The organism is Rhizobium sp. BK379 (assembly GCF_014193955.1).
Taxonomy (GTDB): Bacteria; Pseudomonadota; Alphaproteobacteria; order Rhizobiales; family Rhizobiaceae; genus Rhizobium.
Genome location: NZ_JACIAD010000002.1, coordinates 286,978 through 309,094, shown reverse-complemented (window position 1 = coordinate 309,094; position 22,117 = coordinate 286,978). Strand labels below are relative to the sequence as shown.

General features: G+C 61.5%; 20 protein-coding genes. 12 read left to right on the top strand and 8 right to left on the bottom strand.

Going from position 1 to position 22,117, the window contains the following annotated elements; all coding sequences use genetic code 11:
* Nucleotides 1–44 precede the first annotated feature (44 nt).
* From dnaA to mutM, 4 genes are all read right to left on the bottom strand, one after another.
* A complete protein-coding gene (dnaA, locus tag FHT93_RS12525; RefSeq protein WP_112542001.1) occupies nt 45–1,598 on the bottom strand; it encodes a chromosomal replication initiator protein DnaA in 1,554 nt (517 codons plus the stop codon).
* A gap of 859 nt (nt 1,599–2,457) precedes the next feature.
* A complete protein-coding gene (gene rpsT / locus FHT93_RS12520) occupies nt 2,458–2,736 on the bottom strand; it encodes a 30S ribosomal protein S20 (RefSeq protein WP_112541840.1) in 279 nt (92 codons plus the stop codon).
* A 193-nt stretch (nt 2,737–2,929) separates the two neighbouring features.
* Complete coding sequence (locus tag FHT93_RS12515; protein WP_183847834.1) at nt 2,930–3,703, bottom strand: enoyl-CoA hydratase; 774 nt, start codon at nt 3,701–3,703, stop codon at nt 2,930–2,932.
* Nucleotides 3,704–3,712: 9 nt separating this feature from the next.
* Complete coding sequence (mutM, locus tag FHT93_RS12510; RefSeq protein ID WP_183847832.1) at nt 3,713–4,603, bottom strand: bifunctional DNA-formamidopyrimidine glycosylase/DNA-(apurinic or apyrimidinic site) lyase; 891 nt, start codon at nt 4,601–4,603, stop codon at nt 3,713–3,715.
* 153 nt (nt 4,604–4,756) lie between these two features.
* Between mutM and ubiE the strand changes: the two genes are divergently transcribed.
* The 8 genes from ubiE to FHT93_RS12470 all read left to right on the top strand — a co-directional run bounded on the left by ubiE (nt 4,757) and on the right by FHT93_RS12470 (nt 14,581).
* Entirely contained in the window at nt 4,757–5,533 is a 777-nt protein-coding gene (gene ubiE, locus FHT93_RS12505; RefSeq protein ID WP_183847830.1) for a bifunctional demethylmenaquinone methyltransferase/2-methoxy-6-polyprenyl-1,4-benzoquinol methylase UbiE, read from the top strand.
* A 5-nt stretch (nt 5,534–5,538) separates the two neighbouring features.
* Nucleotides 5,539–7,113: a 2-polyprenylphenol 6-hydroxylase gene (gene ubiB / locus FHT93_RS12500; RefSeq protein WP_183847828.1), complete on the top strand. Its 1,575-nt coding sequence runs from the start codon at nt 5,539–5,541 to the stop codon at nt 7,111–7,113.
* Nucleotides 7,114–7,205: 92 nt separating this feature from the next.
* A complete protein-coding gene (locus tag FHT93_RS12495; protein ID WP_113211283.1) occupies nt 7,206–8,789 on the top strand; it encodes an aromatic amino acid lyase in 1,584 nt (527 codons plus the stop codon).
* 27 nt (nt 8,790–8,816) lie between these two features.
* Nucleotides 8,817–10,184: an amidohydrolase family protein gene (locus FHT93_RS12490; protein WP_183847826.1), complete on the top strand. Its 1,368-nt coding sequence runs from the start codon at nt 8,817–8,819 to the stop codon at nt 10,182–10,184.
* On the top strand, nt 10,181–11,461 hold the full coding sequence (locus FHT93_RS12485; protein WP_112970023.1) for a Zn-dependent hydrolase: 1,281 nt from the start codon (nt 10,181–10,183) through the stop codon (nt 11,459–11,461). Before FHT93_RS12490 ends, FHT93_RS12485 begins: the two co-directional genes overlap by 4 nt.
* The gene (locus FHT93_RS12480; RefSeq protein WP_183847824.1) at nt 11,442–12,539 is read left to right on the top strand and encodes a DUF917 family protein; all 1,098 of its coding nucleotides are present in this window, start codon (nt 11,442–11,444) and stop codon (nt 12,537–12,539) included. The genes FHT93_RS12485 and FHT93_RS12480 overlap by 20 nt, the downstream gene beginning before the upstream one ends.
* Before the next feature lie 3 nt (nt 12,540–12,542).
* Nucleotides 12,543–12,872, top strand: coding sequence for a TfoX/Sxy family protein (locus tag FHT93_RS12475; RefSeq protein WP_113114732.1), 330 nt, complete (start codon nt 12,543–12,545; stop codon nt 12,870–12,872).
* A 47-nt stretch (nt 12,873–12,919) separates the two neighbouring features.
* Nucleotides 12,920–14,581, top strand: coding sequence for a urocanate hydratase (locus FHT93_RS12470; protein ID WP_183847822.1), 1,662 nt, complete (start codon nt 12,920–12,922; stop codon nt 14,579–14,581).
* A 9-nt stretch (nt 14,582–14,590) separates the two neighbouring features.
* Here the strand turns inward: FHT93_RS12470 and FHT93_RS12465 are convergent, their stop codons facing one another.
* Together FHT93_RS12465 and FHT93_RS12460 are read right to left on the bottom strand one after the other, a co-directional pair.
* Nucleotides 14,591–14,992 carry a GFA family protein gene (locus FHT93_RS12465; RefSeq protein ID WP_112970026.1) on the bottom strand — a complete coding sequence of 134 codons (402 nt, stop codon included), beginning with the start codon at nt 14,990–14,992 and terminating at the stop codon, nt 14,591–14,593.
* A 58-nt stretch (nt 14,993–15,050) separates the two neighbouring features.
* Nucleotides 15,051–16,304, bottom strand: a complete 1,254-nt coding sequence (locus FHT93_RS12460; protein ID WP_183847820.1) for an MFS transporter — start codon at nt 16,302–16,304, stop codon at nt 15,051–15,053.
* 91 nt (nt 16,305–16,395) lie between these two features.
* Between FHT93_RS12460 and FHT93_RS12455 the strand changes: the two genes are divergently transcribed.
* Nucleotides 16,396–17,271 (top strand): LysR family transcriptional regulator, encoded by an 876-nt coding sequence (locus FHT93_RS12455; protein WP_183847818.1) that lies wholly within the window; start codon nt 16,396–16,398, stop codon nt 17,269–17,271.
* Here FHT93_RS12455 and FHT93_RS12450 read toward each other — a convergent pair.
* On the bottom strand, nt 17,268–18,173 hold the full coding sequence (locus FHT93_RS12450) for a LysR family transcriptional regulator (protein ID WP_112541853.1): 906 nt from the start codon (nt 18,171–18,173) through the stop codon (nt 17,268–17,270). The two genes, FHT93_RS12455 and FHT93_RS12450, sit on opposite strands and share 4 nt — an antisense overlap.
* A 142-nt stretch (nt 18,174–18,315) precedes the next feature.
* On the opposite strand from FHT93_RS12450, the gene FHT93_RS12445 reads away from it, so the two are divergent.
* Nucleotides 18,316–19,080 (top strand): SDR family oxidoreductase, encoded by a 765-nt coding sequence (locus FHT93_RS12445; protein WP_112541854.1) that lies wholly within the window; start codon nt 18,316–18,318, stop codon nt 19,078–19,080.
* Nucleotides 19,081–19,200: 120 nt separating this feature from the next.
* Nucleotides 19,201–19,950, top strand: a complete 750-nt coding sequence (locus FHT93_RS12440) for an SDR family oxidoreductase (RefSeq protein WP_112970030.1) — start codon at nt 19,201–19,203, stop codon at nt 19,948–19,950.
* A gap of 64 nt (nt 19,951–20,014) precedes the next feature.
* Here the strand turns inward: FHT93_RS12440 and FHT93_RS12435 are convergent, their stop codons facing one another.
* Nucleotides 20,015–20,878, bottom strand: coding sequence for an NmrA family NAD(P)-binding protein (locus FHT93_RS12435; RefSeq protein ID WP_183847816.1), 864 nt, complete (start codon nt 20,876–20,878; stop codon nt 20,015–20,017).
* A 248-nt stretch (nt 20,879–21,126) separates the two neighbouring features.
* Between FHT93_RS12435 and FHT93_RS12430 the strand changes: the two genes are divergently transcribed.
* A complete protein-coding gene (locus FHT93_RS12430; RefSeq protein ID WP_183847814.1) occupies nt 21,127–22,047 on the top strand; it encodes a DMT family transporter in 921 nt (306 codons plus the stop codon).
* The last annotated feature ends 70 nt before the right edge of the window (nt 22,048–22,117 follow it).

Sequence of the window (22,117 nt, the reverse complement as noted above, 5' to 3'; positions counted from 1 at the left end):
CCGGGATTGCTCCCGGCTGTTGAAACGTGGTGGCTGTGCACCGCTTATTCGTTGATGAGACGCTTCAAAAGCTCGATCTCATGCGACAGCTTCGTATCTCCCGAGATCAGTTCCTCGATCTTGCGCACGGCGTGCAAAACCGTCGTGTGATCGCGTCCGCCGAAGCGGCGACCGATCTCCGGGAAAGAGCGTGGCGTCAGCGTCTTCGACAGATACATGGCGATCTGGCGCGGTTTGACGATGACACGCGTGCGGCGGTTCGAGACCAGTTCCTGGCGCGAGACGTTGTAGTGACGTGCGACGATGCGCTGGATATCCTCGATACGCACACGACGCGGCTCGCCGGAACCGACGAGATGGGCCAGCAGCTCATCCACGCGCTCGATCGACAGGTTCGGCTCGAAGGAGCGACGGAAGATCAACTGGTTGAAGGCGCCTTCCAGTTCGCGGCCGCTCGCTGTGATGTTGCGGGCAACGTGCTGCAACAGATCGGTCGGGATCTCCAGTGACGGATCCTCCAGACGGGCCGCCGCGAGACGACGATTCAGGATTTCGAGACGCATCTCGTAGTCGGGACCATCAAGTTCGATCGCAACGCCGCCCTGCAGTCGCGAACGGACGCGCGGATCGAGCGATTCCAGTTCCCACGGCGCTCGGTCGGCTGCGACGACGACCTGCTTGGCGCTGTCGAGCAGCATGTTCAGCAGGTGGCAGAACTCATGTTGGATCATCTTGCCCTGCAGGAACTGCATGTCGTCGATGATCAGAAGGTCGATGTTGCGCAGCGAATCCTTCAACGTCAGCGCGTCATTGTCACGGATCGCCGTCGCGAAACGCCACATGAAGTATTCGGCCGTCAGATAGACGACGCGCAGGCCACGTGGGTTCTGCACCGCAGCATTGGCGATCGCCTGCAGCAGATGGGTCTTGCCGAGACCGACGGTCGCATGGACGAAGAGCGGGTTGAAGCGCACAGCGCCCTGACCTGCTTCCGCAATGGTTTTCGCGGCGGCAAGCGCCACGCGGTTGGAGCTGCCCTCAACGAAGGTGTCGAAGGTGAAGCGAGAATCCAGCGGCGAGCCAAAGAGCGGCGAACCGACACTTGCCGGGCGCGCCGCAGCGGCGGCCGAAACGGCCTGCTGGACGATATGCCCCGCCGGCTGGGCAGATGCCGGACGACGAAGCTGGGTGGGCTGGGCAGCCGGCTCGATAGCGACCGCCTCGTCGACCGCCTTCACGCCGGTGCGCGTTGCCGTGCGCACAAGGATCTCGACCTTCAGGATTTCAGGATCTTCGGCCTGAAACAGCCCCACAATGAGATCGAGATACCGGTTGTTGATCCACGACTTCAGAAAGGTCGTGGGAACGGTGAGACGGACGACACTCTTGGAAACCGAATGAAGCTTGAGCCGTGCAAACCAGCTTGCATAGACGTCAGGACCAACTTGTGCCTTCAGACGCGCGCTGACGCGGTCGAAGAGAACGCCATGCTTCATCTCGCCCTTTTCTTCCGTTGCACTCAGGTGAATGGAACCGAAAGACTGCGGTGCAGCTTCCCCGTTATCCAGCGCACCCGTCGTCATCGAATTCATCTGCATAATGCCGCCTTTCATTTCCTCGGGCGGTCATTCGTTGACAGCCGCCCGATCATTCCCCGCTCTGGCAAAACCAGCGACATCCTCATGAGCCGCCTGCATGCCGGTTCACTCAAACACTGCCCCTTTCGGGACTGACACAGAGACCCTGCGGTGGTCGCGATCATGCGACAACCGTCTCAACGGCTCTGTGTCAGGCTGGCGGCCGATCCTCGTTTTTCGCCCGCAAGCCCGCACGCAATGTTACACTTTCCCCTGCCCTTTTCCGGGCCTCGCGCAAAGCGTGTGGCCGCGGAGCGCACAAAACGTCCCCGTCCCGTGACAGCCACGTCACGGTACAATGCCGTCGAGTGCGTGAGAAAACGGAAGCTGTCCGCTCCGTTGCAAGCGACACAGAGCCATCATCCTGCCGACGTGGCAGTTTGGACTGACTTCTGCAGGTGATGTCCGCGCCCTTTGCTGGACGCCATTTAGGCAGGATCAAATGGCAAGATCAACGATGAATTTTACGCAAAATTAAGATGCGGCCATTGACTCCCGCTGCCCTTTTAGGGCGTCACACCACCGTCAAAAAAGAATCGCTTTTGAATCAAGGAGATTCCCCGAGTGGGCTATTTTGGACACGCATAAAAAGAAAAAAGAAAAAATGTTCTTGACTCATTTGGTGCCCCGGGCTGGGTGACCAGAGTCGCAAGTCTTAAAAAGATCCTTGCGTAAGTTATTGTTTTAAAACAATTTTTCCTGTCATGCCTCTGACACGAAATCGTCGTTAGATTAACCATAGCCGGAGCGGGCGACGGAATCGAAAAAGCCCGGTAAAATTACCGGGCTAATCATAACGAGCAATTCGTTAATGAGATATTTACGCTGTCGCAGAAGCCGACAGGGCCTTCACACGAGCGGCAAGGCGCGAGACCTTGCGGGATGCTGTGTTGGCGTGCAGGACGCCCTTGCTTGCGGCACGCGCCAGCTCGGGTTCAGCTGCGATGAAGGCTTCCTTTGCCTTGGCGGCATCACCAGCGGCGAGTGCCTCTTCGACCTGGCGAACGTAAGTGCGAACGCGCGAACGGCGAGCCTTGTTGACTGCGGTACGGCGAGCGATCTTGCGGGTCGCCTTTTTCGCCGAAGTTGTATTGGCCATGGATGCCTCTCTCAAGAATTCGAACAAACTCCGCCATTGCCGCGCTGGCCCTGCGGCCACTCAATTCAGCAATACGGGAGCATTAGCGGAAAACCTGAGCGGCTTTCCGAACCGTGGGCGGGCATATAACGCTAAAGCTCACCCGCGTCAACGCGCATTTTCAAGGAAAAGCGCCTTTCCCGGCAGCATCCGCTCACCTGTTCTTGAAGGCAGGTTTGCGCTTTTCGATGAAGGCGGCCATGCCCTCTTTCTGATCCTCGGTCGCAAAGAGGCTCTGAAAGAGGCGGCGTTCGAAACGCAAGCCCTCCTCCAACGTCGTCTCGAAGGCGCGGCTGACCGCCTCCTTTGCCATCAGAACCGACGGCCGAGACAATGATGCGATCCTGGTTGCCGCCTCCAGCGCTTCATCCAGCAGCCTTTCCGGTGCCACCACACGCGAAACGAGTCCCGCGCGCTCGGCTTCGGCTGCGTCCATCATCCGGCCGGTCAGGATCAGATCCATCGCCTTGGCCTTTCCGACCGCGCGCGTCACGCGCTGCGAGCCGCCAATGCCCGGAATGACGCCCAGCGTGATCTCCGGCTGGCCGAACTTTGCCGTCTCCGAGGCGATGATGAAATCGCAAAGCATGGCAAGCTCGCATCCGCCGCCGAGCGCAAAGCCGCTGACGGCGGCGATGATCGGCTTACGGGCCTTGGCGATCTCGTCCCAGCCACTGATGAAATCGCTCTTGTAGACTTCGGCGAAATCGAGCGGCTGCATTTCCTTGATGTCGGCACCGGCGGCGAATGCGCGTTCCGAGCCGGTCAACACGATCGCGCCTATGGTCTCATCGGCATGAAAGGCCGCATAGGCTTGCTTCAGTTCCTTGAGCACGGTCGAATTCAGCGCGTTCAGCGCCTGCGGCCGGTTCAGCGTAATGAGGCCGACATTGCCGCGGGTTTCAACAAGAAGTGTTTCATAGACCATGGCGCTCTCCTATTTCTGGCAGGTGGCGCAATAGAAGGTGGACCGGCCAGCCTGCACGATGCGCGAGACCGTACCGCCACAGCCCGGCGTGCGGCAAGTTAGACCTTCGCGATCATAGACGGAAAAGGAATGCTGGAAGTAGCCGAGCGAGCCATCCGTCTGGATATGGTCGCGCAGCGACGATCCGCCCGCAGCGATCGCATCGGCGATGACATCGCGAATAGAGCTGACCAGCAGATTCAGCGCTTCCTTCGGCTTACCCGCCTTGGTCACCAGCGTGCCGGCTGCGCGCGTCGGCAACAGATGCGCCCGCCAGAGCGCCTCGCAGACATAGATATTGCCGAGCCCGGCGATGTTCTTCTGATCGAGCAACGCGCTCTTCAGCGGCTGTGCCTTGCGTTGGAAGCGTTCGGCCAGATAGGCGGCCGACAGCTCGTTGCCCGTCGGTTCCGGCCCCAGACCGAACAGAAAGGGGTTGGCGTCGAGTTCAGAGCGGTCCGCAATGTCCATGAAACCGAAGCGGCGCGGATCATTGTAGATGACGCGGCGCGGTCCGCCCTCGCCATCCAGATGAAAGATGGCGTGATCATGCTTCACATCCTTGGAACGCTCGTGATGGAAGTCGCCGGGGGTATCGCTGACGGCGCCCTGTTCGATCCGGAAGGAGCCGGACATGCCGAGATGGGAAATGATTGTCTTGCCGCTGTCGAGGTCGATCAGCAGGTACTTGGCCCGCCGTCCAAGGCCGATGATCTTGCGGCCGGACACCTGTTGCTCGAAGCCCTGAGGAAAGGGAAACCGCAGATCGCCGCGGCGCAATTCCAGTCTCTCGATGCGCCCGCCCTCCATTGCCGGCGTCAGACCGCGCTTCACCGTTTCGACTTCTGGCAATTCCGGCATCTTAACCCATCTATATCTAACGTGTTTCAACCGCCCGCGATGTGCGCTATAGCGCCAACGTGCCGCGGGCGGACCGTGGCCCACAGATAGCGCCGCTCCCTCGCTTTCGCTATGGTCGCCGCGCCGAATTCTTGATGTGAACGGAGTAGCTTGATGTCAGACAGCCGGACCTCCGCCGATGGCGGCATGGAAACGTCCTACGGCTTCCGTGAGGTGCCGACCGGTGAAAAGCAAGGCCTCGTCAACGAGGTCTTCCACAAGGTCGCCAAGCGCTACGACATCATGAACGACGTCATGTCGATGGGCATGCACAGGGCCTGGAAGGACGCGATGATCGCGGCGCTCAACCCGCGCAAGGAGCCGGGCTACAAGGTGCTCGATGTTGCCGGCGGCACGGGCGACATCGCCTTCCGCATCGTCGAAGCTTCCAACCGCCAGGCGCATGCGACCGTGCTCGACATCAACGGTTCGATGCTGGGCGTCGGCGCCGAGCGGGCGGAAAAGAAAAAGATTTCCGACAATCTGACCTTTGTCGAGGCCAATGCCGAAGACCTTCCCTTCGAGGCAAACAGCTTCGATGCCTATACCATCGCTTTCGGCATCCGCAACGTGCCGCGGATCGAGGTAGCACTCTCGGAAGCCTATCGCGTCCTGAAGCGCGGCGGGCGGCTGCTGGTGCTGGAATTTTCCGAAGTGGACTTGCCGCTGCTCGACAAGGTCTACGATGCCTGGTCCTTCAACGCCATTCCGAAATTCGGCAAGGCGATCACCGGTGATGCCGAGCCTTACCAGTATCTTGTTGAATCGATCCGCAAGTTCCCGAACCAGGAGAATTTCGCGGCGATGATCCGCACGGCCGGCTTCTCGCGCGTGACCTATACCAATTATACCGGCGGCATCGCAGCGCTGCATTCCGGCTGGAAGCTCTGATCCGCATGAGTGCTTTCGGGGCATATTTCAGGCTCGCAAGAGTCGGCTGGATTCTGGTGCGTGAGGGCGTCATCTCGGCGCTGCCTTCGGAAGGCCTGCCGCCATCGGTCAGCCTGGCGAAATCCTTTGTCGGCATGTTTGCGCGCAAGCGCAGCAAATATCAGAAGCGCAGCGACCGGCTGGCACAGGCTGTCGAGCGGCTAGGGCCATCCTATGTGAAGATCGGCCAGTTCCTTGCAACGCGTCCTGACGTCGTTGGCGTCGAGTTTGCCGACGATCTGTCCCAACTCCAGGACCGGATGGCCTTTTTCCCGGCGGCTGCCGCCAAGGCCAATATCGAGGGTTCGCTCGGGCGGCCGATCACGGATCTCTATGCAAGCTTCGGCGATCCGATTGCCGCAGCCTCCATCGCGCAGGTGCATGCGGCAGAGGTCGGCACACCTGATGGACCCAAGAAGGTTGCGGTCAAGGTCGTGCGGCCCGGCGTGAGAGCGCGGTTTGCCCATGATATCGAGGCGATGTATATCGTTGCCCATATGCAGGAACGCTTCATGCCGGCCAGCCGGCGCCTGCGGCCGGTCGAGGTGACGAAGACGCTGGAGCAGACCACCAAGGTGGAGATGGACCTGCGCCTCGAGGCGGCTGCGCTTTCCGAGATTGCCGAGAATACCGAAAGGGATCCGGGCTTCCGCGTGCCGAAGGTGGACTGGGAGCGCACCGGCCGCGACGTCATCACCATGGAGTGGATCGACGGCGTCAAGATGTCCGATGTGGAGGGGCTGCGGGCTGCCGGCCACGACCTCAACGTGCTTGCCGACACCCTGATCCAGTCATTCCTGCGCCATACGCTGCGCGACGGTTTCTTCCATGCCGACATGCACCCGGGCAACCTCTTTGTCGATTCCGATGGCATGATCGTTGCCGTCGACATGGGCATCGTCGGGCGTCTCGGGAAGAAGGAGCGTCGCTTCCTCGCCGAAATCCTCTACGGTTTCATCACACGCGATTATATCCGGGTGGCGGAAGTGCATTTCGAGGCGGGCTATGTACCCGGCCACCACAATGTCGAGAGTTTTGCCCAGGCGATCCGGGCGATCGGCGAGCCGATCCACGGACAGCCGGCCGAGACGATCTCGATGGGCAAGCTCTTGACGCTGCTTTTCGAAGTCACCGAACTTTTCGACATGCAGACGCGTCCCGAGCTCGTCATGCTGCAGAAGACGATGGTCGTCGTCGAAGGCGTCTCGCGCATGCTCAATCCGCGCTTCAACATGTGGAAGGCGTCCGAGCCTGTCGTCGGCGACTGGATCAAGAACAATCTCGGCCCCAAACGCATCGTCACCGATCTCAAGGACGGGCTGAAGGCCGCCGTGAAGCTTGCCGAAGCCGCGCCGGAGATCGCCGCCCAGACCGAGAAATTCCACCATCAGCTTCTGCATATGAGCGAACACGGATTGCGCTTCGACGAGCAGACAGCAGAAGCCATCGGCAAGGCGGAAGCCCGTCATCACCGTTCGGCAAAAGTGGCCCTCTGGATCATTGCGCTCACGCTTCTCTATATTGCCTGGATGGTGAGCTGATCGGAAAGCAACAAAAGCATGATGTGTTCGGCATTTGGGATATCCCGCCAGACGTGAGGCTCGCTTAGTCTCGCCTCCATGGAGATGAGCACATGAAGCATGAACGCCCCGGAATCGAACTGAGCGGCCAGCCCTTCAGCTTTGCCGAAATGGTGAGGATCGGCTCCGGCAGGGTTACGCTTTCGGCCTCGGAGATCGGTATGCAGCGCGTGAGGATCGCGCGTTCGATCGTCGAGGATGCCATCGAATCCGGCATGCCGGTTTATGGCGCGACCACGGGTGTAGGCGCCATGAAGGATGTCGAATGGTCGCCCGAAGATCTCGACGCCTTCAATCTCGGTCTGGTACGCGCCCACCATTTCGGCACCGGCACGCCTTTTTCCTGCAATGTCGTGCGCAATGCCATGGCGATGCGCGTCAACACGGCACTGACCGGCCAGGTCGGCTGTACGCCCGATCTCATCGACGCCTATATGCGCATGCTGAGGGCAGACCTCATTCCGGTCGTGCGCCGCACCGGCTCGATCGGTTGCGCTGATATCGGCCTGATGGGCCAGATCGGCGCGGTGCTGACCGGCGTTGGCGAAGCGATTTATCGCGGTGAGCGCATGCAGGCTGCCGACGCCTTCCAGGCGGCCGGCATGGAGCCGGTGAAGATGGCGCCGCGCGACAGCCTCGCCTCGCTCAGCGTCAATGCCGTCAGCTTTGCCGCCGCAGCCGAAACGACTCGCAATGCCGCCGCCTCGATCCGCGTGCTGTTGGCCACCGGCATGATGGCCTCAGGTGCGCTCGGCGGGTCGCGCGATCCCTGGCGGGCTGTGCGCCATGTCGGCACCGCACGGGAAGCGCTGATCGGCGCCTGGCTGTGCAATGCCTCCGACGAATGGGAATGGCCGGTCGCGACCCATGTGCAGGATGCGCTCAGCCTGCGCATGATCGCCCAGGTCTTTGGTGCCGTTATCGAAAACCTGCTTTCGACGGGCCACAAGATTCTCGCCGCCACCGGGCGTTCCGATGACAATCCCGTCGTCGTCGAGGGACGGGTGATGACATCGGGCGGCTCCCTGCCGCTCGACGTGACCATTCTGCTGGAATCGGCAGCGCTTTGCATGGCGCATGCAGCGCGCAACGCCTTCAACCGCTGTGTCCTGCTCGGCAACGGCCAGCGGCGCGGCCTGCCGGTCAATCTCGTGCCTCCCGGCCGCATCGCGACCGGTTTCGGCCCGATCATCAAGCTTGCAGGCGAAATCTTTTCGCGCGTACTCTCCATGTCGAACCCTGTTTCGGCGCAATCGCTCGTCGTAGCGGCGGGGCTTGAGGACGAGGCAGCCTTCCTGCCGCTCGTTATCGAGCGTTTCGACCGGCAGATGCGGGCGCTGAAGCGTCTCGCCGCACTGGAAGCCCTGCTTTCAGCACAGGCGATCGATATTATCGGCGACACGCCGAAGGGTGTTGCGGGTATGCTCTATGAGGTCGTGCGCAAACATGCGGCCTTCTACACGGTGGACCGGCCGCTTTCGGCCGAGGTCGAGGCAATCGAGGAGGAACTCGGCTCGGATGCATTCCTCTCCAGGCTGATCGAGCAGGTGCCGATCGCCTCCTTCGACGATTTCTTTGCACTCGGTTCGCTCGAGCGCATCGAGGAACGGCTGACGCGGGAACCGGCTATCATCTGAATTTCGACCTATCGAGGGAGACGCGGCATGGATTTCGATCTCGTTCTGCAGGGCACGGTGGTGCTGCCGGAGCGCATTGTCGAGGGCGGCTATGTCGCCGTTCACGATGGAAAGATCGCCGAAGTCGGTATCGGCGTGCCGCCGGCAGCCAAAGAACGGCATCTGCTTGGCAAGGCACTGATCCTGCCGGGTGCGATCGACGCGCAGGTCCATTCGCTTTCGCAGAAGGACCAGGAGGACTTCGTCTGGTCGACGCGCTCGGCGGCGGCCGGTGGTGTCACAACCATCGTCGACATGCCCTATGACGAAGGCAATCTCGTCTGCTCGGCGGCAGCCGTGAACAAGAAGGTCGATCATGCCGGTCCGCAGGCCCGCGTCGATTTTGCGCTCTATGGTACGGTCGATCCCGAGGAAGGCGCGACACGCATCGCGGAAATGGTGGAAGCAGGTGTTGCCGCCTTCAAATTCTCCACCTTCGGCACCGATCCCAAACGCTTCCCGCGCATTCCACCGGCCCTGCTCGACGCCTGTTTTGCCGCGATTGCGCCGACCGGGCTGACGGCCGGCGTGCACAACGAGGATGACGAGGCGGTCCGCACCTATATGGAACAGGTGAAGGCAAGCGGCATCACCGACTGGCGAGCGCATGGCCTGTCACGCCCGCCGATAACCGAACTGCTTGCCATGCACACGATCTTCGAAACCGGCGCCAATACCGGCTGTCCGTCGCATGTCGTGCATTGCTCGCTCGGTCGCGGTTACGACATCGCGCGGGCCTATCGCCGCGACGGTTTCGAGGCGACGGCGGAATGCTGCATTCACTACCTGACGCTCGACGAGGAAAACGATGTGAAGCGGCTCGGCGGCAAGGCGAAGATCAACCCGCCAGTGCGGCCGCGCGCCGAAGTCGAGACGCTGTGGCGTAAGGTTGCCGAAGGCAACGTCTGGCTGGTGTCGACGGACCATGTGAGCTGGTCCGAAAACCGCAAGACCAATCCCGACATGCTGGCGAATGCGTCGGGTGTTCCAGGTCTGGAAGTGATGGTGCCGCTTTTCGTCAAGGGCGCGCTGGAACGCGGCGTACCGCTGACCTGGGCGGCGAAGCTGATGGCCGAAAACCCGGCCCGGCATTTCCGCCTCGACCATATCAAGGGAGCGCTCACACCGGGCAAGGATGCCGATATCGTCGTGCTGGAGCCGAAGGAAATGGTCTACGACGCTTCGTCCAGCGGCAACAATGTCGTCGGCTGGAGCCCTTATAACGGCATCCGCCTGCCGTGGACGGTTTCAGCCGCATGGCTGCGCGGAGAGAAGATCACCGAGGGGTCGAAGGTTCTGGCCGAACCCGGTACCGGCCGCTTCGTGCGACCGCTTGCCAGACAGGTGCTGGCATGAGCCGCAACCTGCCCGTCAATCCTGGCCGGATATCCGCTGACATCGAAGCTCTCTCCAATATTACCGAGCCTGGGCATCCGTGGACACGGCGGGCTTTTTCGCCGCTTTTCCTTGAGGGCCGCGCCTATCTGGAGGCGCGGATGCAGGCGATCGGCCTGGATACCCGTATCGACGCGTCCGGCAATCTGATCGGCCGGCGTGAAGGCGCAAAACCCGGTTCAGGCATCATCATGCTGGGCTCGCATTCCGACACAGTACCCGATGGCGGGCGCTTCGACGGCATTGCCGGGGTTGCCGCAGCTCTGGAGGTTGCGCGGGCGTTGCGGGAACAGGAGATTCACCTCGATCATGATCTGGAGATTGTCGACTTCCTGGCCGAGGAGGTCAGCATTTTCGGCGTTTCCTGCATCGGCAGCCGCGGCATGACGGGGCAATTGCCGCAGGCATGGCTTTCCCGCGCGGTCGACGGCCGCGATCTTGGCGAAGCGATTGCCGAGGTCGGTGGATCGCCGGGGGTTCTGACCCACGAGAACAAGCCCGATATTGCCGGCTTTCTGGAACTGCATATCGAACAAGGCCCCATCCTTCAAAACGAGCGCAAGGATATCGGCATCGTCACCGCGATTTCAGGCATTACCCGCATCGAGATCACTGTCGAAGGCCGCGCCGACCATGCCGGGACCACGCCGATGGATCTGCGCTCCGATGCGCTGGTTGCCGCTTCGCAGCTGGTGCTCGATATTCGCAATGCCGCGAGCGAACTTGCCAAGACACCCGGTCATTTTGCGGCCACCGTCGGCGAATTCCGCATCGAGCCGAATGCCGCCAATGTCGTGCCGTCGCGGGTCGTGCTGCTGATCGATGGACGGGCCGAAATCCGGGCCGACATGGAAGCGTTCTGCCGCTGGCTGGATGGCCATGCTGAAAAGCTCGCTCTGGCATTCGGCGTGACGATTGCTTCTCCGAACCGCATTTCCGACAATTTCCCGACACCGAGCGACAAAGGCCTGCTCTCGACCCTGGAACGGGCCTGCGAGACAGTCGGCGCCAAACACCGCTTCATGGCGTCGGGCGCCGGCCACGATACGGCCTGGATTGCCCGCGTCGCGCCGGCTGCGATGATCTTCGTGCCTTGCAAGGAGGGCCGAAGCCATTCCCCGGATGAATGGGCCGAAAATGATGACATAGCGCTCGGCGCCGCCGTGCTTTTCGAGGCAGTGCGCGAGATGGACAGGACACTTACGACGGAGAAGGATAATGGGACGCATACTGGTTGAGAAGGACGTGGAAGCCGCCGTCAAGGGCGGTTCCGTCTATGCCGCCGGCGGCGGTGGCTGGGCCGATCATGGCCGCATGCTCGGTTATGCCGCCGTCAACGTCGGCAAGCCTGAACTCGTCTCCATCGAGGAACTCGGCGATAACGACTGGGTCGCGACGGCGGCGGCGATCGGGGCGCCTGCCTCCACCACGCCCTGGGAGATGCAGGGCATCGATTATGTGAAAGCCGTGCAGCTGCTGCAGGAGTCGCTCGGCGAAAAGCTCTCCGGTCTCATCATCGGCCAGAACGGCAAGTCCTCGACGCTGAACGGCTGGCTGCCTTCAGCGATCCTCGGCACCAAGGTCGTCGATGCCGTCGGCGATATACGCGCACATCCGACCGGCGACATGGGCTCGATCGGCATGGCAGGATCGCCGGAACAGATGATCCAGACGGCTGTCGGCGGCAACCGGGCCGAAAACCGCTATATCGAGCTGGTCGTGAAGGGTGCTACGGCGAAGATCTCGCCGGTGCTGCGGGTGGCCGCCGACCAGTCCGGTGGCTTCATCGCCAGCTGCCGCAACCCGCTGCGCGCCTCCTATGTCCGCAAGAATGCCGCGCTTGGCGGGATCTCGATGGCACTGAAGCTCGGCGAAGCCATAATCGAGGCGGAAAAACGCGGCGGATCGGCGATCATCGATGCGATCTGCAAGACGACGGGTGGCCATATCCTGGCCGAAGGTACGATTACCAGGAAGGACGTCGTCTATACGAAGGAAGCCTTCGACATCGGAACGATCACCGTCGGCGCCGGCGAAAAAGCCGTCACCCTGCATGTGATGAACGAATATATGGCAGTCGAAGATGCCGGCGGCACGCGCCTAGCGACCTTCCCGGCCGTCATCACCACGCTTTCCGAGGAGGGCGAGCCGCTTTCGGTCGGCCAGCTAAAGGGTGGCATGCATGTCTTCATCCTGCATGTACCGAAGGAGATCATACCGCTATCCGCCAGCGTGCTCGATCCAACCGTCTATCCGTTCGTCGAAAAGGCGATGGGCATCGAGATAGCACGCTATGCACTGGAGACGAGGGCCTGAGCCATGGCGCGCGATCCCGGCCTGGAAGAACTGATGCGCGAAGAACTCGGCGACCGGACGGGCCTGAGCGAAAAATCCATGTTCGGCGGCTGGGCCTTCATGCTCAATGGTAACCTGCTCTGCTGCGCACGCCATGACGGCATGTTGCTGCGCTTGGGCAAGGGCAATGATGGCTGGGCGCTGGCGCAGCCCGGCGTGATCCAGATGCTGTCAGGCGAGCGGATCATGTATGGCTGGGTGCGGGCCAATGCCGATGTCTATGGCGACGACACCATGCGCCGTCGCCTCATCGACGCCGCGCTTGCGTATGTGGAACCGCTGCCTGCCAAGTGAATGAACCGGTGCTGCATGTGCCGACGACGAAAGACGAGGAACCCAAGATGCCGAAGGCCAATCCACGCCATCCGAAATTTCCGATTCCCGGCGGACCGGAGCTACGTGCCAGGGGCTGGCGGCAAGAGGCGTTGCTGCGGCTTCTGGAAAACGTACTTTCGGTTGGCGAAGACCCTGATAATCTCGTTGTCTACGCTGCGCTCGGCAAAGCGGCGCGCAACTGGGCGGCGCACCGAGGCATCGTCAAGGCGCTGACCGAAATGGGCGAGGATCAGACGCTGCTCATCCAGTCCGGCAAGCCGATTGGTCTCGTGAAGACCCATGCCAAGGCGCCGCTCGTCATCATGGCAAATTGCAACATCGTCGGCCAGTGGGCGAAGGCCGAGGTCTTTTACGAGCTGCAGCGCAAGGGGCTGATCTGCTGGGGTGGGCTGACGGCCGGTGCCTGGCAATATATCGGCAGCCAGGGGGTCATTCAGGGCACCTACGAGATTTTCATGCGCATCGCCGAACGGCGCTTCGGCGGCGATCTCCATGGGCGCTTCGTGCTGACGGCGGGGCTTGGCGGCATGGGTGGGGCGCAGCCGCTGGCGGGCCGCATGGCCGGGGCTGCAATCCTCTGCGTCGACATCGATCCGGAACGCGCCCGCAAGCGCCAGCAGATCGGTTATCTGCAGGAGATCGCGCCCGATCTCGACAGCGCGCTGGCGATGATCGATGCCGCCGTCAAGGAAAAGCGGGCGCTCTCCGTCGGGCTCGTTGGCAACGCCGCTGAGATCTATCCGGAAATTGCCCGGCGCGGCATCGTGCCCGATGTCGTCACCGACCAGACCTCAGCGCATGACCTTGTCTATGGCTATGTGCCGAAGGGCATGAGCATCGATCAGGTGAAGGGCCTGCGCGACGATGGCCAGGGCCAGCTGATGGCTGCCAGCCGTGCCTCGATCGTCGAGCACGTCACCGCAATGCTGGAATTCCAGAAGCGCGGCGCTGAAGTCTTCGACAATGGCAATCTCATCCGCACGCAGGCCCGCGAGGGTGGCGTTGCCAATGCTTTCGATATCCCGATCTTTACCGAAGCCTATCTGCGCCCGCTCTTTGCCCGCGCCATCGGCCCGTTCCGTTGGATGGCACTATCAGGCGAGGAGAGCGATATCGCCCGCATCGACGATCTGCTGCTCGAGATGTTTCCCGACAACAAGATCATCACCAACTGGATCCGCCTAGCGCGCGAGCATATTCCCTTCGAGGGGCTGCCGGCGCGTATTGCCTGGCTCGGCCATGGCGAGCGCACGGCGCTGGCGCGCCGCGTCAACGAACTGGTCGCCAATGGCGAACTCAAGGGACCGGTCGCCTTCTCGCGCGACCATCTCGATGCCGGCGCCATGGCGCATCCGAACATCATGACGGAGCGCATGAAGGATGGCTCCGATGCCATTTCAGACTGGCCGCTCATCGATGCGATGATGCTCTGCTCCTCGATGGCCGATCTCGTCGTCATCCATTCCGGTGGCGGCGGTTATGCCGGTTACATGACGAGCTGCGGCGTCACCGTCGTTGCCGACGGCTCTGATGCCGCCGACGAACGGCTCGACCATGCGCTGACCAACGATACGGCACTCGGCGTCATGCGTTATGCCGACGCCGGTTATGAAGAGGCGCTCGACGAGGTAGCGAAGAAGGACGTGCCCTATATCCGGCTTGGATGACGGCCGCCGTCAAAGATGCCGCGTTTCGGCAGGTGCTGCGTCATAACGATCATGCATGCCGTCGAAATAGGCGATCGGGGCGGCGGCAAGCTCTTCAGCGCTGGCGTCGTCAAGGCAGCTGACGGCGACGGCGATGAAGGGGCCGATCGTCTCATTGTCATTGCGTGCAAAGGAAGCCACGCCGCAATTTTCGCAGAAGAGATGCTGGATCGAGCCGGAAGCGAACTGATATTTGCGCAGCCGGTCACCGCCCGAAACCAGCCGGAAGTCATCGGTCTGCACAACAGCCAGCCAGCTGCGCTTCTTGCGGCAGATCGAACAATTGCACTTGAAAGTGCCCGCTGAAAGATCGAGCCCGGCTTCATAGGCAACGGCGCCGCAATGGCAGCTTCCACGATAGATTTTCTTCAAGGTGGTCCTCCGACTTGTATTTAACCTTTCAGTTAAATTAATCGTCGCAGGCCAGATGTCAAGGGAGGAGACGGGCGAGACGGCGCGCGGTCAGCGCGGACAGAAACGCGAGCGCCATCATCGTCAGCGTGAAAATCACGATCGCAGACCATCCCTCCACCGCCCAGAACCATCCGCCGGCAGAGCCCATGACGCTCGAGCCGATGTAATAGGCGAGCATGTAGAGCGAGGAGGCATGACCCTTGGTGCCGGCAGCAAGTTTGCCCACCAGACCGCTTGCCACCGAATGCGTCATGAAGAAGCCGCTGGTCAGTACGATGATGCCGGTGATGATCAGCGGCAGCGAGGCCGAAAGCGTCAGAGCACAGCCTGCTGCAGTGATGACGATGCCCGCCAGGAGCACGGTAAAATGGCCGAGCCTGTCGCCGAGGATGCCGCCGACCGAGGACGCGCCGATACCGAAGAGGTAAACCGTGAAGATCAAGCCGAGTTCGGTCTGGTTGAGATCATAGGGAGGTGCCACGAGGCGGAAGCCGGCATAGTTGTAGATCGTTACGAAGGAACCCATCGCGAAAAAGGCGATCATGAAGATGAAGGGTAGCGCCGGGTTGCTGAGGTGTCCGGACCACGCCTTCAGATGAAATTGCGGATCGAAGCCGGCGCGGCGCACGAAATTGCGCGAGGGCGGCAGTAGCGCAATGAAGCCGATCGCGGCGGCCAGGCCGATGGCGCCGATCAGGAACAGGGCCGGTCGCCAGGAAAGATATTCGGCGAAGATACCCGTCAGCACCCGGCCCGACATGCCGCCGAAGGCCGTGCCGCCGACATAGAGACCCATGGTGGCGCCGAGACCGCGCGGGTCGATCTCCTCCGCGAGATAGGCCATGGCAACGGCCGGAACCCCGCCCAGAACGAAGCCCTGCAGCGCGCGGATAATCAGCATCAGATGCCAGTTCGGTGCAAAGGCGGTGGCGATTGTCAGCACGGCGGCGCCGACCAGCGAAATCGACATGAGGCTGCGCCTGCCGAGCCCTTCAGAGACGGCAGCGGCGCAGACGATGGCGATCGCCAGGAAGCCGGTGGAGAGGGACAGCGACAGCGAACTTTCAGCCGGGCTGACGGCAAATTCCTGCGAGAAGATCGGCAGGAGCGGCTGCACGCAGTAGAGCAGCGAGAAGGTGGCGAAACCCGAGAGGAAGAGTGCCAGGCTGGCGCGGCGATAAGCGCCGGTGCCACGCGTGAGATAGTGTTTCCGGTGGTTTTCTTCGGTCGTTTCAAGGCCGGCGACGTCTTGGATTGCAGAGTCGGACATTATCATTCCTTCCTGCCTCCCGATCTAGTCAGATCGCCTCCATTTGTCCAATATATGAGACAGGCGTTCTTGATAGCTTTTGGAGATAGCAATGGAGCTGCGGCATCTCAGGTATTTTCTGGCGGTGGCGGAAGAGGGCAATTTCACGAGGGCGGCTGCGCGCCTCGGCATCGGCCAGCCGCCGCTCAGCCAGCAGATCCGGGATCTTGAAACCGAAATCGGCGCCATGCTCTTCCATCGCGTGCCGCACGGGGCGGAATTGACCGCAGCCGGCGCCGCCTTTCTGCCGGAAGCGAAAGCGTCGCTCGCGGCAGCCGAGAAAGCACGGCTGGCGGCGCAAAGCGCCAATCGCGGCGAGACTGGCCGGTTGTCGCTCGGCTTCACCGCCTCCTCCGCCTTTAACCCCGTGGTCAGCACGACGATCCGCCGCTTTCAGGCCCGCTGGCCGGATGTGCAGTTGTCACTGACGGAAATGAACACGCTAGGCCTGATGCAGAAGCTGCAACATGGCGAACTGGATGCGACCTTCTTCCGCCCCGGCCGCGACGATCCCGATGGCATCAGGCTGAAGCGCCTGCCGGATGAACCAATGGTCGTCGCCCTGCCGGCAAGCCACGCGCTGGCAAAACGAAAGACGTTACCGCTCGCTCTGCTGGCGAAGGAGCCTTTTATTCTTTTCCCGCGTCTCGTTGGCCTCAGCCTATATGATGACGTGGTGCGGGCCTGCCGCGAGGCGGGATTTGAGTTGAAGGTCGCTCAGGAGGCGCCGCAAATTTCCTCGGTCGTCAACCTCGTTGCAGCCGATCTCGGTGTCTCGATCGTTCCAACATCGATTTCACAGATCAAACTTGCCGGTGTTGCGTACCGGCCGATCGAAGGCCCGCCCGCCGTAGCGCGGCTGGCGCTTGCGGTGCTGCGCAGCCAGCGTTCTCCCGTGACCGAAAACCTGATGAGCCTTCTGAACTAGCAATCCGGATCCCAATAGGGCGGATCACCAAACGTCTTTTTCAGATGATCGGCGATGGCGCGCAGCTTGGCGGAAGGATTTCGGCCCTCGGGATGGGCCATGTAGATGAATTCCGGTTCGGGCTTGGCGCCGACATCGATTTCCATGAGTCGTCCCTCGCGTATGGCGGGACCAGCGATGAAGGTCGGCAGCAGCGCGATACCTAGACCCTCGATCGCAGCATCATGCAGCATATCGCCATTGTTGATGCCGAGACCGAGCATCGCGCGGATGACGACGGTGCCCTCCTCTGTCTGGAAGCGCCAATCCGCAGCGCCGCGATTGGTATAGAAAATACCGCGATGGCCGTTGAGATCGGACAAGGAAGCCGGCGTTCCGTGGTGTTCGACATAGTCGGGTGAGGCGACAAGCAGCCGGCGGCTGCGGGCAAGCTTCCAGGCGACCAGTCGTGAATCGGCGATGGCACCGTGGCGGATGATGGCGTCATAACCGTCCGAGGCGGGATCGACGCGCCTGTCGTCCATATCGAGCGTCAGAGCGATCCGCGGATGCGCCTTCAAAAACGGGTAAAGCGCAGGACCGAGATGCAGGCGGCCGAAACTGACGGGCGCTGCGATGCGCAGCGGACCGGAGAGTGTGCCGCGGCGTTCGGCCATATCTGCCTCGGCATCCTCCATCTCGCGGACGATGCGCCCAGCGCGCTCCAGAAAGGCTGCCCCATCCTCGGTCACGGTGAGCTTGCGCGTGGTGCGGTGGACGAGCATGGCGCCCAGCGTCTTTTCCAGCTCGGCCAGCCGTTCGCTGACAACCGACTTCGACAGGCGCAGCCGCCGCGCGGCTTCGCTGACAGAACCTGCCTCCACTACGGCGACGAAAGCCGCTATCCCCTCAATCTTCATCATCGTTTGGCTCTATCATCGTTCGGCTTTTCCGAATTCGAACTCCGTGATCGGGAGACTAATCCGAACGAAAGAAGAATGCCATCTTCCAGTCATCGAAACGGGACGGCGTCGCCGATCCAACCCAGACTCAGGAGATGGAACTATGAATCGTCTGATCAACAAAGTGGCAATCGTTACCGGCGCAAGCTCGGGTATCGGTCGCGTGACCGCCAAGCTTTTTGCCGCCGAAGGCGCCAAGGTCGTCGTCGGTGCCCGCCGCCAGGCCGAGCTTGAAAGCCTGGTTGCAGAAATCAAGGCTGCCGGTGGTGACGCTGTTGCCGTGGCCGGCGACGTCCGCTCGGAAGACTATCACAAGGCGCTGGTCGCAGCCGCCGTCCAGAACTACGGCAAGCTCGATATCGCCTTCAACAATGCCGGCACGCTCGGCGAAGCAGGCCCGAGCACCGAAGTCTCCGAAGCGGGCTTCAGCGATGCGCTGGCGATCAACCTGACGGCTTCGTTCCTTGCTGCCAAGCACCAGATCGCCGAAATGGTCAAGCACGGTGGCGGCTCGGTCGTCTTCACTTCGACCTTCGTCGGCTACAGCTTCGCTTTTCCCGGCGTTGCGGCCTATGCCGCCAGCAAGTCCGGCCTCATCGGCCTCACACAGGCGCTCGCCGCCGAATACGGCCCGCAGAACATTCGCGTCAACGCGATCCTGCCGGGTGCCGTCGATACGGACATGTATCGCGAGATGAACGATACGTCGGACAAGCAGGCCTTCATCACCAACCTGCATGCGCTGAAACGCGTTGCAGCGCCGGAAGAGCTGGCCCGGTCGGTGCTGTATCTCGCATCCGACGATGCAAGTTTCGTCACCGGCACTGCGACGCTGGTCGATGGCGGCGCCTCGATCACCCGCACCTGACGGCTAGGGCGCGATTATCCGCTGCAGGTTAATGATTTCTGCCGAAAACAGCGGGTTATCGCGCCGGCCTTCCTCCCGCATGATCCCATCATCATCCCAGATATCCAGGGGAATAGGACAATGACTCGCCTTGCAAATAAAACAGCCCTGATAACCGGCGGCACCAGCGGTATCGGCCTTGAAACCGCCCGCCAGTTCATCGCCGAAGGCGCTCGCGTCGCCATCACCGGCAGCAGCGCCAAAAGCGTCGACGCCGCCCGCGCGGAATTCGGCGACAAGGTTCTCGTCATCCAGGCCGATGCCGGCAATGTCGGAGGTCAGGCTGGGGTTGCCGAAACGGTAAAGAACGCTTTCGGCACGCTCGATATCCTCTTCGTCAATGCCGGTATCGCGGAATTCGGCCCGGTCGAGAGCTGGAGCGAAGCGGCTTTCGACAAGTCCTTCGCGATCAATGTCAAAGGCCCCTACTTCCTGATCCAGGCTCTGCTGCCGATTTTCTCGAAGAAGGCCTCGATCGTGCTCAACACCTCGATCAACGCCCATATCGGCATGCCGAATTCGAGTGTCTACTCGCTGACAAAGGGTGCGCTGCTGACGCTGGCCAAGACGCTGTCAGGTGAATTGATCGGTCGCGGCATCCGCGTCAACGCCATCAGCCCCGGCCCGATCTCTACACCGCTCTATGACAAGCTCGGCATGTCGGAGGCCGATTCCAAGGCGATGGCTTCCCATATCCAGTCGCAGATCCCGGCCGGCCGCTTCGGCGATGTCAGCGAAGTCGCCAAGACCATCGTGTTCTTCGCCTCTGATGAGGCTGCCTATATCGTCGGCAGCGAACTCATCATCGACGGCGGCATGAGTAACCTCTGAGATTTCTCCTGCACATCAGAGGTATCGAGCAAAGGCCGCGGCGCTGTCGCCGCGGCCTTTGTATTCATGCACCGGTGACGAGACGGCGGATCGCCGTTTCGATCGTTGTCGTGCCCTTCAGCGATTTCTCGCGGCCGCCCTCGAAATCGATCCAGCCCTCGTTGAAACCATCGAGCATGCGCATCCGTGGCTCTGGGTTCTTCATGCCCTGGGTCCGGAACAGTTCCTCCCAGCTCTCACGCGGCACGATTTGCGCGGATACCGGTTTGCCAAGTGCCTTGGCAAAGGCAATTGCTATCATGGCCGGGCTGACACGCTCCCGGGCTTCCAGCTCTTCAACGCGTACGCCCTGCCAGTCTTCACGCAGCATCTTCGCACCGAGCGCGCCGATATCATCAACGGCAATCATCGGCACGGTGCGGTCGAGAGGCTGAAGGAAGCTCGGAATGATGCCGCTTTCGCGGGCTGGCGCCACATCCCAGGCAGCGTTTTCCATGAACCAGGCAGCGCGCAGGAAAGCGACCGGGATGGAGAGCGTCGAAAGCTCCTTCTCCACGATGCCCAGCTGGCTCAGCAGGTTCGGCTGCTTCGTCTGTGCGCCGACGGTCGACAAGCAGACAAGCTTTTCTGGCCGCGCCGCCTCGAGCGCGGTCTTCAAGGTTGCCAGCATGCCTTTCACCTCCGGAAAACCCGGTGTAGGATCGAAAAGCGGTGGGATGACGAGAAAGACGCCTTCGGCGCCTCTGAACGCCGATGTCAGAGATATCGCGTCATTCATGTCGGCGACAGCAATATCGCAGTCCCGTTCCTTCCAGCCGACCGCCTTTTCGGGGTTTCTTGCGACCGCGCGAACCTCGGCGCCATCTTTCATCAGATGATCGGCAACAGCGGCGCCGACCTGACCTGTCATTCCTGTTACAGCAAACATGGGGCAACTCCTTTACTCGGGTTGGCCCACTATGTCGATGCGCCATCTTTGACTGAAGTGCGCTTACGTCAAATGATTAGTGACACCAACGCAGCAATTGGCGATCTGCGTTCCGACTATCGTACGGATGTCGCAGACAGGCCTTGTTTCGACGCCCGATAGGGCATATCGGCTAGGAACATCCTTCCGCGTGACCGCTCCCTATCCCTTTCCTGTCGGAGCCTCGCCTCGTCTCTTCGGAGTTTTACATGCTGATCGGCATCCTGTGCGGTCTTGCCACCTGTGCGCTATGGGGGCTCAGCTTCGTTGCCCCGCGCGTCGTCGCACCCTATACGGCGATCGACCTGACGGTGGCGCGCTACGGGCTCTTTGCCGTCGTCAGCCTTATCCTGATGATCAATCCGCGCTTTCGCCCAGCGGGCTTGCGACGCTCGCTTGTTCTGACCGGCATCGCGCTCGGTAGCGTCGGCTATGTCGGTTACTTCATGAGTATTTCCTATGCCGTGCGTTACGCGGGCACTGCCATCCCACCGCTCGTCATCGGCACCATGCCCGTACTACTCGCCATCATCGCCAATCTCAGGGATCAGGTCATCGGCTGGAGAGCGCTGGCAATACCGCTGATCCTGATAGCGATCGGCATCGGCTGGGTGAATGTCTCGATCTTTGCCACGACATCTGCCGGCGATCAGACCGAAATCCTGTTCGGCATCGTCGCCGCTCTGATCGGACTGGCGCTCTGGGTCACCTATGGCATGATGAGCGCTGCCGTCATGCAGTCGCAGGATGCGCCAAGCGCCATGCATTGGACCGCTCTGCAGGGGATCGGCGCCGGCATCGGCTCAGTCGTCCTCCTGCCCTTCACCTCGCTCGGGGAGGCAATCAGCTTCACCGGCGCGCAGACCTTTCACTTCGTGCTCTGGGCGGCCGTCATGGGCATTGCCGGATCGTGGCTTGCCACGCTGTGCTGGATGATTGCCTCGCGTATTCTGCCGCTGGCACTCGCCGCCCAGCTTATCGTTGCGGAGACGGTCTTCGGCCTGTTCTATGGCTTCCTGTTCGAGCAGCGCATGCCGACAGTGCCCGAAGCCGGCGGCGCGATCCTCCAGCTGATCGGCGTCGGAATGGCGATTGCGATCTTTACCCCGAAGCGGCCCAAGCAGGCCTGAGCATCGGCGATTGCATGTTTTCCGCCAAAGGCTTAGGGTTTTTCCCAATCACAGAAGCGGCGGGAAAAAA